Origin of the sequence: Mesorhizobium sp. M0011 (assembly GCF_040324155.1) — a bacterium.
In the GTDB taxonomy this organism is placed as follows: Bacteria; Pseudomonadota; Alphaproteobacteria; order Rhizobiales; family Rhizobiaceae; genus Mesorhizobium.
The window spans coordinates 1-14,163 of sequence record NZ_JAMYVQ010000026.1 but is presented as its reverse complement, the minus strand read 5'-3'; the positions used below and the strand labels follow the sequence as shown (position 1 = coordinate 14,163).

Annotated in this window: 15 protein-coding genes and 1 pseudogene; 6 read left to right on the top strand and 10 right to left on the bottom strand. The window is 61.3% G+C overall.

The window, feature by feature from the left end:
- Nucleotides 1-34: 34 nt before the first annotated feature.
- The 4 genes from frr to NKK51_RS24300 form a co-directional block, all read right to left on the bottom strand.
- Nucleotides 35-589 (bottom strand): ribosome recycling factor, encoded by a 555-nt coding sequence (frr, locus tag NKK51_RS24315; protein ID WP_013531759.1) that lies wholly within the window; start codon nt 587-589, stop codon nt 35-37.
- A 100-nt stretch (nt 590-689) separates the two neighbouring features.
- Nucleotides 690-1,412, bottom strand: a complete 723-nt coding sequence (pyrH, locus tag NKK51_RS24310; protein WP_027161554.1) for a UMP kinase — start codon at nt 1,410-1,412, stop codon at nt 690-692.
- A gap of 148 nt (nt 1,413-1,560) precedes the next feature.
- Nucleotides 1,561-2,667 carry an aldo/keto reductase gene (locus NKK51_RS24305; protein ID WP_352554839.1) on the bottom strand — a complete coding sequence of 369 codons (1,107 nt, stop codon included), beginning with the start codon at nt 2,665-2,667 and terminating at the stop codon, nt 1,561-1,563.
- 39 nt (nt 2,668-2,706) lie between these two features.
- Nucleotides 2,707-3,234 (bottom strand): nuclear transport factor 2 family protein, encoded by a 528-nt coding sequence (locus NKK51_RS24300; protein ID WP_128303617.1) that lies wholly within the window; start codon nt 3,232-3,234, stop codon nt 2,707-2,709.
- Nucleotides 3,235-3,350: 116 nt separating this feature from the next.
- Between NKK51_RS24300 and NKK51_RS24295 the strand changes: the two genes are divergently transcribed.
- Complete coding sequence (locus NKK51_RS24295; protein ID WP_352554838.1) at nt 3,351-4,277, top strand: LysR family transcriptional regulator; 927 nt, start codon at nt 3,351-3,353, stop codon at nt 4,275-4,277.
- A gap of 21 nt (nt 4,278-4,298) precedes the next feature.
- Here the strand turns inward: NKK51_RS24295 and tsf are convergent, their stop codons facing one another.
- From tsf to NKK51_RS24270, 5 genes are all read right to left on the bottom strand, one after another.
- A complete protein-coding gene (gene tsf / locus NKK51_RS24290; protein ID WP_023812936.1) occupies nt 4,299-5,219 on the bottom strand; it encodes a translation elongation factor Ts in 921 nt (306 codons plus the stop codon).
- 109 nt (nt 5,220-5,328) lie between these two features.
- On the bottom strand, nt 5,329-6,117 hold the full coding sequence (gene rpsB / locus NKK51_RS24285; RefSeq protein WP_023812937.1) for a 30S ribosomal protein S2: 789 nt from the start codon (nt 6,115-6,117) through the stop codon (nt 5,329-5,331).
- Between the two features lie 203 nt (nt 6,118-6,320).
- Nucleotides 6,321-6,599, bottom strand: a complete 279-nt coding sequence (locus NKK51_RS24280) for a DUF4031 domain-containing protein (protein WP_128303613.1) — start codon at nt 6,597-6,599, stop codon at nt 6,321-6,323.
- Between the two features lie 43 nt (nt 6,600-6,642).
- Nucleotides 6,643-7,941 carry a lysophospholipid acyltransferase family protein gene (locus NKK51_RS24275; RefSeq protein ID WP_352554837.1) on the bottom strand — a complete coding sequence of 433 codons (1,299 nt, stop codon included), beginning with the start codon at nt 7,939-7,941 and terminating at the stop codon, nt 6,643-6,645.
- A gap of 113 nt (nt 7,942-8,054) precedes the next feature.
- Nucleotides 8,055-8,882, bottom strand: a complete 828-nt coding sequence (locus tag NKK51_RS24270) for a cell envelope integrity EipB family protein (protein WP_352554836.1) — start codon at nt 8,880-8,882, stop codon at nt 8,055-8,057.
- Nucleotides 8,883-9,020: 138 nt separating this feature from the next.
- On the opposite strand from NKK51_RS24270, the gene NKK51_RS24265 reads away from it, so the two are divergent.
- The 5 genes from NKK51_RS24265 (at nt 9,021) to NKK51_RS24245 (ending at nt 13,350) form a co-directional block, all read left to right on the top strand.
- Nucleotides 9,021-9,485, top strand: coding sequence for a RidA family protein (locus NKK51_RS24265; protein ID WP_128303610.1), 465 nt, complete (start codon nt 9,021-9,023; stop codon nt 9,483-9,485).
- Nucleotides 9,486-9,499: 14 nt separating this feature from the next.
- On the top strand, nt 9,500-10,228 hold the full coding sequence (locus NKK51_RS24260) for a glycerophosphodiester phosphodiesterase (RefSeq protein ID WP_128303609.1): 729 nt from the start codon (nt 9,500-9,502) through the stop codon (nt 10,226-10,228).
- Nucleotides 10,229-10,278: 50 nt separating this feature from the next.
- Nucleotides 10,279-11,493 (top strand): GNAT family N-acetyltransferase, encoded by a 1,215-nt coding sequence (locus NKK51_RS24255; protein WP_352554835.1) that lies wholly within the window; start codon nt 10,279-10,281, stop codon nt 11,491-11,493.
- A gap of 99 nt (nt 11,494-11,592) precedes the next feature.
- Nucleotides 11,593-12,024, top strand: coding sequence for an HIT family protein (locus NKK51_RS24250; RefSeq protein ID WP_352554834.1), 432 nt, complete (start codon nt 11,593-11,595; stop codon nt 12,022-12,024).
- 183 nt (nt 12,025-12,207) lie between these two features.
- A complete protein-coding gene (locus NKK51_RS24245) occupies nt 12,208-13,350 on the top strand; it encodes a phosphatase PAP2 family protein (protein WP_352554833.1) in 1,143 nt (380 codons plus the stop codon).
- 42 nt (nt 13,351-13,392) lie between these two features.
- On the opposite strand, the pseudogene NKK51_RS24240 reads toward NKK51_RS24245, so the two are convergent.
- Nucleotides 13,393-14,026: pseudogene (locus NKK51_RS24240) on the bottom strand (chloramphenicol phosphotransferase CPT family protein).
- Nucleotides 14,027-14,163 lie beyond the last annotated feature (137 nt).

Genomic DNA, 14,163 nt, shown 5'->3' with positions numbered 1-14,163 from the left:
GTTCTCGCTTTCGGGTCAGCCGGCGGCCATGACCCTAAACCTGCATGATTTCAGCTTCCTTATCGGAAAGCAGGTGGTCGATGGTGCTGATCGTCTCGTCGGTAAGTTTCTGGACCTGGTCCGAGCGCTTGCGCTGATCGTCTTCGCTGATGTCGCCGTCCTTCTCCGCCTTCTTCAGGAAGTCCATGCCGTCGCGGCGCACATGGCGCGCGGCGACACGGGCGTTCTCGGCGTAGGTGTGCGAGATCTTGACCAGTTCCTTGCGGCGCTGTTCGTTGAGTTCGGGAAGCGGAATCCTGAGGTTGGTGCCGTCTACGATCGGGTTGAACCCCAAATTGGATTCGCGGATCGCACGGTCGACCGCGCCAACCATCGACTTGTCCCATACCGATACCGAGATCATGCGCGGCTCCGGCACCGAGACGTTGGCGACCTGATTGATCGGCATGGTGGTGCCGTAGGCCTGCACCTGGATCGCATCGAGCAGATTGCTGGAGGCGCGACCGGTCCGCAGCGAGGCCAGATCATGCTTGAACGCGGCAATAGCCCCATCCATGCGCCGCTTGAGATCGTCGTACTCACCACTCATCTTTATCTCCTCGACCCGTCTAATGCGGGCTCACTGCTTCGGGGCCGTCTTCGAATCGAACTTTCGAAAACCGGCTTCCCTTTTCGGGTCAGGTCGCCGATCAATCGTCCGCGACGACCGTGCAGCGGCCGCCGCCCCTCAGAATATCGCCGAAACCACCTTTTTCGTGGATCGAATAGACGATTATCGGAATGTTGTTTTCGCGCGCAAGTGCAATCGCAGCAGTATCCATGATGGAAAGGCCGCGATTTATGACTTCGCCATGGCTGATGCGCTCGAAGCGCGTCGCACTGGGGTCCTTTTTCGGGTCCGCCGAGTAGACGCCGTCGACCTGAGTGCCCTTGAACAGAGCGTCGGCGCCGATTTCAGCCGCACGGAGGGCGGCGGCCGAATCAGTGGTGAAGAACGGATTGCCGGTGCCGCCGGCAAAGATCACCACCTTGCCCTGGTTCATGTAGGCGGTCGCCTGGCGCTGCGAAAAGCTCTCGCAAAGTTCGGGCATTGCGATCGCCGAAAGCACCACGGCGTCGACGCCGATCTTGTTCAACGACGTGCGCAGCGCCAGCGAATTGATCACCGTGGCCAGCATGCCCATGTGGTCGCCGGTGACACGGTCGCCGCCCTTGGAGGCAACGGCCACGCCGCGAAAGATGTTGCCGCCGCCGATGACGACGCCGACCTCGATGCCCAATGCGCGCGCCTCGGCGATGTCGCCGGCGATGCGATCCACCACTGACACGTCGATGCCGAAATGCTGCTCGCCCATCAACGCTTCGCCCGACGCTTTCAGCAAGACACGTCGGTAGAGGGGCTTCACCGTCATCTGGGCCTCTTCATTTTGCGTGTGGCGCGTTCCAGGTGGCTACCCTCGCGCTGGTGCCGCCTCGAAACAATGGCGTTCCTATACCCGAAGGGCGCCGCGATGGCACGCGGCGCCCAAACGGCAAATTGCCGGTTTCCTGTCCCATCGATCAATTGGTGGACACGCTGGCCGACTCTCCTTCGATAAGCACCGGTGACACGTAGTTGGAGGGCTTGTCGCCGGTTGTCGCGCCGCCGGTAACGCGCGCCTGTATCTGCGAATCGAAATAGGAATAGGGAAACGGCGCTGGAGTTCCGCTGGCTCTCTCCAGCCGGTCGCGATGCGCTTTCGGAATCTCGAAATCCAGCGCGCCAAGATTGTCATGCATTTGGCTGAGCGTCGTCGCACCGAGGATGACGGTTGCGATCCCCGGCTGCGTCGCCACCCAGTTGAGAGCGACCTGAGGCATGCTGCGGCCGATCTCGGATGCGACCTTCTCGAGTTCGGCCACGATAGCCCAGTTGCGTTGCGTGAACTTTTGGAAACCCGGATGCGTCGAGTTGCGAAATCCGTCGAGGCGGCCGTTTCCGGTCTGGGCCGGTCGATACTTGCCGCTCAGCAAACCGCTGGCCAGCGGGCTCCACACCATGATGCCGGCGCCATGGCGCGTGCCGAATGGCACGAACTCGTTCTCGATCGCGCGTTCGGCCAGCGAATATTCGAGCTGTAGCGCCGAAACCGGCTCATATCCTCGCAATTCGGCGATCGCCTGTGCGCGACCCGCGTACCAGGCGGGCACATCGGAAAGTCCCACATGGCGAATCTTGCCCATCCGAACCAGGTCGTCCAGCGTGCGCATGACCTCTTCAGCCGGGGTCAGCCTGTCCCAGACATGCATGAGATAGAGATCGATATAGTCGGTCCCCAACCGTTTCAGCGAAGCATCGACGGCCCGCATGATGTTCTTGCGGCCGTTGCCGCCAGCATTCGGATTGCCGGGCTGCATGTTCATGGTGAACTTGCTGGCTATCACCGCCGTGTCGCGCAGCCCGCGCTCGGCGATGAATTCACCAAGCCAGGCTTCGGCCGTGCCATCTGTGTAGAGATCCGCCGTGTCGAAGACATTGCCGCCCGCCTCGACATAGGCGTCGAAAATCGCCCGCGCCGTATCCCTGTCGGCTCCCCAGCCCCATTCCTTGCCGAAAGTCATCGTGCCCAGTGCCAGTCGGCTGACCCTGAGGCCGCTGTTGCCAAGAGTGTAGTAGGTCATGGTCATGATCGTCTTCCAATGCTTGGTGATAGATACCCCCGCGCGTCACTGGCCCGGAGTGTTCTTGACCCAGGGATTGCCGCGCTCGTGTGTCATGTGGAACGCGAAGCCATCGACCTTCCAGCCATCCGCAAAACGCGTCAGGTGATGCTCATAGGTGCCCCAGACCTCCCAAAGCGGGTCGCCATTGCCTTCCATCCGGTTCCAAGCATAGCCGTTCGACAGGACAGTCGCCGTGTCCGCCTTGAGAGCGACCTGGTGATTGGTGCGCAGATGCAGGCTTGTCTTGCTGCCCTTGAGGTTGGCCGCCCAAGCGCCAACCAGATCGTCGGAAGCGATGTTGGCCGCCGGCTGTCCGGAGAGACTGCTGAAGTCGGCGGTGATCCGATCCGCAAAATAGCCGCGTGCAAGTTTCCAGTCCTGGGCGTCAACGGCCCGGTCGATGGCATCGGCAATGCGAATGACCGCGCGTTCGTCTGCAAGGGCCCGCCAGTCTGATGGCTCCGCCCCACCGGCATCCATCGGCGCCAACGCCATGCCTGCCGTGAAAGTTACGTGCTTTAACGTGTTCATGTCTCGTCTCCTCAGTGCCATCAGCCGATCGCCGATGAGTTGGCGACAATGTGGACCACCGCCTTGGCATCGATAAGGTTGCATTGTTCGCAAAGACCATGCGATATCATTCATGAATGGATCGCGATCTGCTCAGCCATCTTCCGGTCGTGGTCGCCGTTGCCCGGCGCGGCGGCTTCGCGCTTGCCGCCGCCGAACTCGGCATGAGCCCTTCGGCGGTCAGCCATGCGGTGCGCATTGTCGAAGAGCGGATCGGCCAGCCCTTGTTCGCCCGCACGACGCGCAGCGTTTCGCTCACCGAGGCCGGCAAGGCGCTGGTGGAAACGGCGGCTCCGGCCCTCCAGGATATTGCCGAGCGGATGGACCGCATCCGCAGCGTCAAAGGCAGGCCGTCTGGCCTGCTCAGGATCAACGCCTCCAACATAGCGATACCATTGGCGGTGACGCCGGTGGTCGCGGCGATGGCCGAGCGCTATCCGGAGGTTACGGTCGAGGTCTTCGCTGACCAGGGTCTGGTTGATATCGTCGGCGAAGGCTTCGATGCCGGCGTCCGGCTTGGCGAGATGATCGCTCAGGACATGGTTGCGGTCCGGCTGACGCCGCCATTCTCCGTCGTCATCGTCGCCTCGCCCGCCTATATCGGAAGGCACGGCCGTCCCGGCGGCGTTGCCGACCTGGCGAACCACAATTGTATCGGCTACCGGCTCGTCCGCTCCGGTGCGCTCTATCGCTGGGATTTGATCGAGGATGGCAAGGACATCGCCATGCAGACGCGGGGCAGCGTTGTCGTGACGGATTCGCTCGCAGCAATCGATCTTGCGCTTGCAGGCGTCGGGCTTGCCTATGTGTTCGAGCCGCTGGCGCGCGCCGATCTTGCCGCGGGCCGCCTCGTCCAGGTGCTGCCGCAGACGGCGATCGAGGAACCGGGGCTATTCCTCTATTTCCCTCGCCGGGCGGCGATGGCGCCGAAGCTCAGGGCCTTTATCGACACCGCACAAGAAATCGGCCGGACCTCCTTGCGGACACCCGGCCGAGTTGCCTGAGTTCGTGAGCCCTGGAAAGGGCTATTTCTTGACCGCTGCAGCGACTTCCGCGGCGAAATCGGTCTCTTCCTTCTCGATGCCCTCGCCCAGCGCAAAGCGCAGGTAGGCGGTGATCTTGGCCGGCGCACCAATCTCCTTCTCGGCATCCTTCAGCGCCTTCTCGACAGTGATGTCGGGATTGAGCACGAAGGCCTGCTTCAGGAGCACGACTTCCTCGTAGAACTTGCGCAGACGGCCCTCGACCATCTTCTCGATGATCGCTTCCGGCTTGCCGGACTGGCGCGCCTGGTCGGAGAAGATCGCCTTCTCGCGTTCGACCGCGGCCGGATCGATCTGCTCTGCGGTCAGAGCCAGAGGGTTGGTGGCGGCAACATGCATCGCCACCTGGCGGCCAAAGGCGTTGGCGGCATGCTCATTGCCCGTGGTCTCGATCGCGACCAGCACGCCGAGCTTGCCAAGGCCGTCGGCAACCGCGTTGTGAACGTAGGTAGCGACAGCGCCGTGCGGAACGGTGAGCTTGGCCGAGCGGCGGAAGCCCATGTTTTCGCCGATGGTGCCGACAGCGTCCTTGATGGTGTCGGCAACCGACTTGTCGGACCCCGGATACTTTGCGGCGGCCACAGCCTCCGTCGTGCCATAGGCCAGCGCAACCTTGGCAACGTTGGCGACGATTTCCTGAAACGCGGCGTTGCGGGCCACGAAGTCGGTCTCGGAATTGACTTCCACGACGGCAGCCTCGCGCACGCCATTGTCGACGCCGATCAGACCTTCAGCCGCGGTGCGGCCAGCCTTCTTGTCGGCCTTGGAGATACCCTTCTTGCGCAGCCAGTCGACGGCCTCTTCCATGTTGCCGTTGGTCTCGGTCAACGCGGCCTTGCAATCCATCATGCCCGCGCCGGTCAAGTCGCGGAGTTCTTTGACCTGTGCAGCCGAAATGCTCATTGTCGCCTCTTTGTTTTAAATGCACCGACGCACCATCGGTATTCGATGGTGCGTCTGTTTAGCGTGCCAGAATATGAGAAAGATGAAGGCCGCAACCGGCCTTCGATTATCAAGCTTCGGGAGCTTCCGACGCCGGGGCCGGAGCCGGGTCGAGCGCGGGTTCGACCGGAGCTTCGACCGAAGCGCCGATGTCGACGCCGAGCGCGCCCTGCTGGCGGGCGATGCCGTCGATCGCAGCCTTGGCGATCAGGTCGCAATAGAGCTGGATGGCACGGGCCGCGTCGTCATTGCCGGGGATCGGGAAGTCGATCTTGTCCGGATCGCAGTTCGAATCGATGATGGCGACGACCGGGATGCCGAGGCGCTTGGCCTCGAGGATGGCGATCGCTTCCTTGTTGGTGTCGATCACGAACATCAGGTCGGGCGTCGAGCCCATGTCCTTGATGCCGCCCAGCGCCTTGTCGAGCTTCTCGCGCTCGCGGTCGAGGTTGAGGCGTTCCTTCTTGGTCAACCCTTGCGCTTCGCCGGCCAGCATCTCGTCGAGCTTGCGCAGGCGCTGGATCGAGTTCGAGATCGTCTTCCAGTTGGTCAGCATGCCGCCGAGCCAACGCGAGTTGACATAATACTGAGCCGAACGCTGTGCCGCATCGGCGACGATGTCGGAGGCCTGGCGCTTGGTGCCGACGAACAGCACGCGGCCACCTTTGGCAACGGTGTCGGAAACCTGCTTCAGCGCCTGGTGCAGCAAAGGCACCGTCTGCGACAGGTCGATGATGTGGATGTTGTTGCGGGCGCCATAGATGTAGGGCGCCATCTTCGGGTTCCAGCGGTGGGTCTGGTGGCCGAAGTGAATGCCAGCTTCCAAAAGCTGGCGCATGCTGAAATCAGGCAGTGCCATTCAAAGTTCCTTTCCGGTTAGCCTCCACGGACACAGGCATTTTTGGACTTTGTCCTCGAACGCCACCGGAGGTTTCAGCCGGATTTCTCCCGGGCAGACACCAAAGTCCGTGTGTGGAATGAGCGCGCATATAGAGGGGATGCGCGATAAACGCAAGCGCCGCAGGATCCGTGGTGTTGCGTGCGACGATCCGCGCCCTGCTGTCAGCGCTTGACCTTGCCGTTCGGCACCCGCACCCGCCGGAAGACCGCGACGATCTCCTCGCGGCTGCATTCGATAGCGCCGAGCCGCACCGCACGATCACGCTCGAAACCCGTTATGTCATAATGCGGCGCCGAAGTCTTGGGCGGTCCCTGGTACGATGAACGCTTGATGGCCAGCTCCGCGGCGAAGCGATGCAGTTCGTCGGTGTCGTCGGCCAACAGATGGCACCAGCGATGGCCGGCCCAGTTCCAGATCGCTGCGTCGACATAGACTGCCATGAGGCTTGCCGTATTCCTTCATCTTGCGCCGACAGGCACTCGTCTAGCGATGATAGAAGGGATTCAGATAGAAAATGAAGCCGCCGCCGGCCTCGACTTCAGCCACGGTGCTGGTGATTGTGTCCTGCATGCGACGATGCAACTCGGCAACCGCATCGTCGATCGAGCCGGCATACTCATGCAGGCCCAGCGCCTCCGGCACCCGGATATGGGCGCAACGCGGTCCGGCCGGCTGCGGTATGAACCGGTTGATCGTGTCACGCAGTCCGCCCCGGCAATAGTCGTTGCGGACCCGCTTCAGATGTTCGGCGATCTCTTCCAGGCTGATGCGCGGGTTGGCCGCGGCCCAGGGCCCGACGCGTTGCAGCCTCTGAATCGTGTCGGCGAGCGCGCGGACCTGCTTTCGGCCTTCCGCATCGCCACTGTTTTCGCGCTGCCAACGACGCGCCCGCCGCAGAAGTTCGGTTGCGTCGGTGACATCAGTGTCGGGCGAGATGCTTTCGCCGAGTCGGCGGCCGAGTTCAGCAACCAACGCCTGCTGGCGCTCGGCATAGGTTGCGCCTTCGTCGGATGGCATGCCCGATGCTGCTTCATCGCGGGCCAGCAGCGTCGAATAGACATGGTGGATGCGCTGCGGCAGCGTGTCGGTCGCAAGGCGTTCTATTTTCAGGCTTTTCTCGACATAGGCGCATTCCTTCGCCAGCGCCGCTTCGACATTCCCGGTGAAGGCAAGCTTCCAGACGACTGGCGCGATCCAGACCTTGAAATCCGGATCCGTGGCCCGGCCGCGCTTGAGGGCCTCGAGCCCCATCTCGACGGCACCCGGCAGCAAAGGCGCAACGATGTTGGCATGCCAGCCAACGCCGCCTTCGGGATGCAGCAGCACGCCATGGCCTTTCAAGGCCCAGGCGACGGAGTGTTCCTTGGCTGCCCCGCTGTTGCCCGGAATCTGGGCGATCAGATTGTTGGCCAGCCAGAACTTCTGCATCAGCCGGCCAAGGCCGTTGACGACACCATTGGTTGCCCATGAGGCCGTGAGCGGGCTGACCTGCGACACAATCTCCTTGTCGATCATCCAGTCGGTGAAGAACTCGGGATGATTGGGCGTGATGAAGGTCGCCTTCCCTGCCCCGCAACTGGCCTTCAGCCGCTCAAGATTGGCGTCGGGAAAGTCGATATGGCGGAGATTGGCGACGCCGCGAAGACCGGCCAGGCGATTGAACGGCAACAGATCCCGAAATCCGGGAATGCCGCGCAGCATGACGATCCGGTTGACGGATGTCATGGCCCTGATCAGTGCCGGGTTGGGCCGCGGCGCGACGAATGTATCGATCCTGCTCAAGCTGATCCCCCTCGCGCCTGGACGCTGGGAGAGGTTGAGAGACGATTGCGGCACGTTCAAGTCGATCGCAACGACCACGCCGTGTCGTGGTAAATCAACTGCCTAGACCGGCACTATTTGGCGGGGCAGGGTTTCGTCTGGTCGAACAGCGACAGGTTGACCAGCTTGCCGGTCATCGAGAAGTCGCCATAGTCCATGACGAGATCGCGGGTGATGCCATTCTCATGCAGCTTGAAGCTGATACGGTATTCCGGCACCTCTTCGCCCGTCTTGTTGGTGTCGTCGAAATAGGCGATGTCGACCGGCCAGTATTTGTCGGTGGCGAGCTTTGCCAGTGCCGAAGCTTCCGGGTCGGCCTTGTCGGCATCGGTTTTCTTGCCGACCACGACAGTGGTGGTCATCACCTTGTTGGCGTCTTCGGAACCGTCGAACAGGTTCGTTTCGTAAAAATTCTCGCCTTTTTCGGCCTTGCCGATCAGCTCGACCAGGTGCTGGGTCGGAAATTGGGTTGTTGCCAGCTCGACGCTGTTCTTTTCAGGCTTGTCGATGTCGACCTTCAAGCCCTTGGTTTCTTTCGTGGCGACGCCCCTGACCTCCTTGTCGAGATTCTGGTCGACGAAGGATTTTGTCACGAACGAAAAGGTCTTGCCCTCGGCATCCTCGAAAGTGGTCGTCTGCTGGTCGGTCAACCTGGTGTTGTCGGCGGTGACGATCTGGGTGACGAAGCGGAATTTCACCGTATAGCCTTCGCAGGCCGAGCCATTGAACTCATAGACCATGCGGCCGGATATGCCCGTGATGCCGGACTGATCGGACGCTTTTTTCAGGGTAAGATCGTAGACGGCGCGGTGGGCTTGCAGCGCCGGCGCGGCAAAGGCAGGGCCTATCGAGAAGACCCCCGACAACAGGACGGCATGGAATGCGAGGCGCGTTGCGCGCATGAGGTACTCCGATCGTCGCGACTGATGGCAGGCCGCAGGGAAAGATGGTCCAGCTTAAAAAAAGTCGTGGCGGAAGCGAGGCAAAAATAGCAATTTCGGCCCGGCCGGCGCGGCGTCACCAAGCAATAGGGAAATACCATGAGTGAAACAATCGAAAAGCGGCTAAGCGATCTGGGTGTGACACTTCCCGTCGCCGCCGCGCCCGCCGCCAACTACGTGCCCTATTGCCGGACCGGCAATCTGCTGTTCACCGCCGGGCAATTGCCGCTCAAGGACGGCAAGCTGCAGGCGAGCGGGCTGTTAGGTCGCGATCTGGATACGGCAGGCGGCAAGGACGCGGCAAAATACTGCGCGATCAACATCCTGGCACAGGCCAAGGCAGCACTCGGCGACCTCGAGAAGATTAGCCGTCTGGTGAAGATCACCGTTTTCGTCGCCTCGGCACCTGAGTTCGTCGAGCAGCATCTGGTTGCCAACGGCGCCTCCGATTTCCTGGTGGCGGCCCTTGGCGAACGTGGCAAGCATGCGCGCTCCGCCGTCGGCACCGCCTGCCTGCCGCTTAATGCCGCAGTGGAAATCGAAGCCATCTTCGAAGTCGAATGAGCCAGGGGACAGATATGACCGACCTATCCTGGCTGACCGCCCGGCCCGTCGCCCATCGCGGCTTCCACGACATGAACAAGACGCGCTGGGAAAACACGCTGTCGGCCTTCGCCGCGGCCGCCGAGCGCGGCTATGCCATCGAATGCGACGTGCACCTGTCGTCCGACCGTGTTCCCGTCATCATCCATGACGGCGATCTCAAGCGCCTGACCGGCCAGGATGGTTTCGTCTGGCAGCGTACCGCAACTGAACTCGCGGCGCTCAGGGTCGGTGGCACGGCGGACCATGTGCCGACGCTGCAGGAAGCGCTCGACCTGGTGAACGGCCGCGTGCCATTGGTGGTCGAGTTGAAAGGCACGCCCGGCTATGACGAAGGCCTGGTGGCAAGCGTCGGCAAGATGCTCAAGCGCTACAAGGGCAAAGCGGCGATCATGTCGTTCGACCACTGGCTGGTCCGCGATTTTCCGAAGGACGCGCCGGGTATCCCAGGGGGGCTCACCGCCTACGGCAAGGACGTTGGGCTGATCGAGGCGCATTTCGCCATGCTGGCGCATAAGATCGCCTTCACCTCCTATGCCGCAGGCGACCTGCCGAACCCATTCGTCAGCTTCGTGCGCGAAAAGCTGAAAATGCCTGTTATCACCTGGACGGTGCACGACCAGCCGGCGGTCGACCTGACCTTCAGATATGCCGACCAGATGACGTTCGAGGGGTTCGAGCCCGATCTGGTCAAAGTCGCCTGAGTGTCTGAAACGTGACTTGTACCAGGCCGGACGGAGCTTAAATAAGCCTCATGGATCAGGGCGACGAGGGTGACGGACAAACGGCCAATGCGGACTATTCGATCCGCGTCGCCGCCGGCATCGGCGCCTTCACCTGTGATGAATGGAACGGCTTTGCCGGAACTGCGCGCGGAGATTCAGAAACCAGTTACAATCCTTTGGTTTCCTTCGCTTTTCTAAGTGCGCTCGAAGATTCTGGATGCGCCGTGCGGCGTACCGGCTGGCAGGGCCATCACCTCAGGCTGGAGGACGGGCAAGGCAGATTGCTGGGCGCGGTGCCCTGTTATCTCAAATCGCACAGCCAGGGCGAATATGTGTTCGATCATGGCTGGTCGGATGCCTTCGAGCGCGCCGGCGGCCGTTACTATCCCAAACTGCAAAGTGCCGTGCCGTTCTCCCCGGTCACCGGCCCTCGCCTGCTGGTCAGCAAAGGCGAGGACAGCGCCAAAGTGAAGGCCGGTCTCGCGGCGGGCCTGAAGGCAGTGACGCAAAAACTCGGCGTCTCTTCCGCGCATGTCACCTTCGCGCAAGAGAGCGATGTGGAGGTGCTGGAAGCGGCAGGCTTCCTGCACCGCACTGACCAGCAATTCCATTTCTTCAACGAAGGCTTTTCGACCTATGACGACTTCCTCGCCACCCTTGCCTCGCGCAAGCGAAAGGCGATGAAGAAGGAAAGGCGTGAAGCGCTTGCCCCAGGCATTTCGATCGACCGGCTGACCGGCAAGGACCTCACGGAGAAGGCCTGGGACGATTTCTTCGCCTTCTACATGGACACCGGCAGCCGCAAATGGGGTCGGCCCTATCTCAACCGTCAATTCTTCTCGCTGATCGGCGAACGCATGGCCGACGACATCCTGCTGGTGATGGCGAGGCGCAACGGGCGATACATTGCCGGGGCCATCAATTTCATCGGCTCCGACGCACTCTATGGCCGCAACTGGGGCTGTATCGAGGACCATCCCTTCCTGCATTTCGAGGTCTGCTATCACCAGGCGATCGACTTCGCCATCGAGCGCAAGCTGAAGGTGGTGGAGGCGGGCGCGCAGGGCGAGCACAAGCTGGCGCGCGGCTACCGGCCGGTGACCATGCATTCCGCGCACTACATTGCACACCCAGGCCTGCGCAATGCCGTCGCCGACTACCTCCGGCGCGAACGGCAGGAGGTGGAGCGGATGAGCGAATATCTGGAAGAGCACACCCCGTTCCGCAAGGATCTGGAGGAGTAGCAACAGGGCTGCCTTGACGAGCAGGGCCGACTTCGTCCGATCGTCTTGCCGATTTTCCACCGTTTCGCTACACGAAAGGCACAATTCGGAGCGTTCACCATGACAGAGGCCGCCTACGATACCGACAACATCTTCGCCAAGATCCTGCGCGGCGAAATTCCTTCGCACCGCGTCTACGAGGACGAAGCGGTCATCGCCTTCATGGATGTGATGCCGCAGGGGCCGGGTCATACGCTGGTGTTGCCGAAGGCGCGATCGCGCAACCTGCTCGACGCCGACCCGTCAATTTTCGGCCATCTCTTGAGCGTCGTTCAGAAAGTGGCGCTGGCGGTGAAAAAGGCCTTTGGTGCCGACGGCGTCACCATCATGCAGTTCAATGAGCCGGCATCGGGGCAAACCGTCTATCATCTGCATGTACATGTCATTCCGCGCTTCGACGGCATCCCGCTGAAGTCGCACACGGGAGGAATGGAGAAGCCGGAGGTGCTGACCGAAAATGCCGAAAAGATCCGGACTGCGCTCAAAAATTGAGAGCGAGAGGCCAGCCGATGTGGCGGACCGGGTAGCGCCGTTTAGCCGAGAAGACGATTCTAGTGCCCGGCCGTGCCGGCGCCGGGACTCAACCGTTTGCAACTCTAATCGTCTGATTAGGAAATATTGAACCGTCTCACGGTAAAACAGTAACGGCGTGGCGAGCTGTGGGGCTTCAAAACCATGGAAGATTCGGTTGCGGCATCGGCCCCGCTGACGGGGGCAATTTTCGGACGTGCTTTTCTTGGTATCTTGGCGGATGCCTTTTGGCGACACCGGCTGCTGCACGCTATGGCTGCCGCTGCGCTGCTTCTGGCAAGCGCAGTCGGGTGGCACACTGGAAACATGCCGGATTTCGGCGTTCTGGAGGAATACGCCGAGTATCTTTTCATCGCCTTCTGGATTTGCGGCTCAGCCCTTGCACTTGGGACGCTTTTCCACCTTGCGCTGGTCCAGCGGGATACCGAACCGCTGCACATCTTCCTCAAGTCACTGGGTAGATTCTTTGGCGATGCCGAACGCATTGCCAACAGCCTGAATGGCCTGGGTGCGGGTCTTGCCTTCATATCCGCGATCGGTGTGTTGAAGGGAGCCATTGCAATCCTCTCTCCGTTTGCATGGGACAAAGCATTGGCTCACGCCGATCGCATCCTGCATTTCGGTCGAGCCCCGCACGAATGGTTGTGGTTTGTCGTCCAGTCGCCGCTTGCGTTGAAGATCATCAACATCGCGTACAATTTCTGGTTCGTCGTGCTCATCACCACGGTTTTCACCGTGTGCATCACACGCAAGGATACGAAGCTGCGTCACCAGTTCCTGATGAGCTTCATGACGATGTGGACGCTGGGTGGCTTCTTCCTCGCGATGGGCCTGTCGTCGGCTGGCCCTTGCTTTTACGAGCGATTGGGGTTCGGCAACGACTTTCACCCCCTCATGCAAGCACTTGCCGTTGCCGATCGAGTCTATCCGATCTGGGCGCTCAGCACGCAGGATATGCTGTGGAGTGGCTATACCGGCGCAACTACCGGCAGCGTCGGTATATCCGCCTTCCCATCCCTGCACGTTGCGATGGCGGTGCTGTTCGCCCTCTACGCAACACGGCGGTCTCGGCTGGCCGGTCTTGTGATGTGGTTATTCGCCGGCGTCATTATGGTCGGTTCCGTCGTACTTGGCTGGCACTATGCCGTGGATGGCTATGCGGGTGCAGTCCTGATGATCGCGATCTGGAAGGCGTGCGGATATTTGGTGACACGTTTCGCGTCGGACCGCATGGCCGCTGAAATCGAGAGCTCCACCATGCAATCGCCGGCCGTATGCGGGCTGTAAATTCGCCGATCTGGACGAACCCGCCTGCGGCGGCCATGCCGGTCAAAACGGCTCAAGGGCCGCGCTGGATGGGTTGAATAGTTTCTGAAACGCTGTTGGATACGGTGCTTGCCGAAGCTGCTCTGCGATCGCATCCGCGCATTGCACAGGGTTCAGAAGCGAGGTGTCGACCTCCAGATCGTATATGCCTGGCCGGTGAACCTCTTCCTGCCACAGACGCACGGGCAATGGCACGGGATCGTCGGGCGAGCCGGTCACATATCTCTTGTCCGTCGCGCTCACCGCTCGCCTCTCCATGATGATTTCGATCGGACAGCGAACACCGACAAGCAGCACCGGCAGACCGGCGAGACGGCGAACGCAATCGGCCAGGATGTGGAGCGGTTTCGAATAGGCATCGTGATGGCCGACATCCGCAACGACATTCAGCTCCAACCGGCTATGAGCGGCTATCGATTCGTAGAGCGCGGCGTATAATCCGGGCACGAGGGCCTCAAGGTCCGGACGCTCGCCGCCAGGCAGCAATCCCAGGCCGATAGCGTGCCGGCGTGGCCTGCTCGTAGACGTCGACGCCGAGATTGAGCCAGACGCCGTCGAAGCTCTCCTGAATAGCCCTCGCGATGCTTGATTTTCCCGATCGCGGCGCGCCGTTCAGGATAATGATCTGCCCGGCCATGCGTCCTCCCGCTCCAATGAAAAAAGCCCCGTTTTGAACTGACCCCCGAAAGTTGGACACAACCTTCGGGGGTTTTGCATGTCCAAATACAGCGAGAGTTTCAAGCGCTCGGTTGTCGATAGCTATTTAGGCGGGGA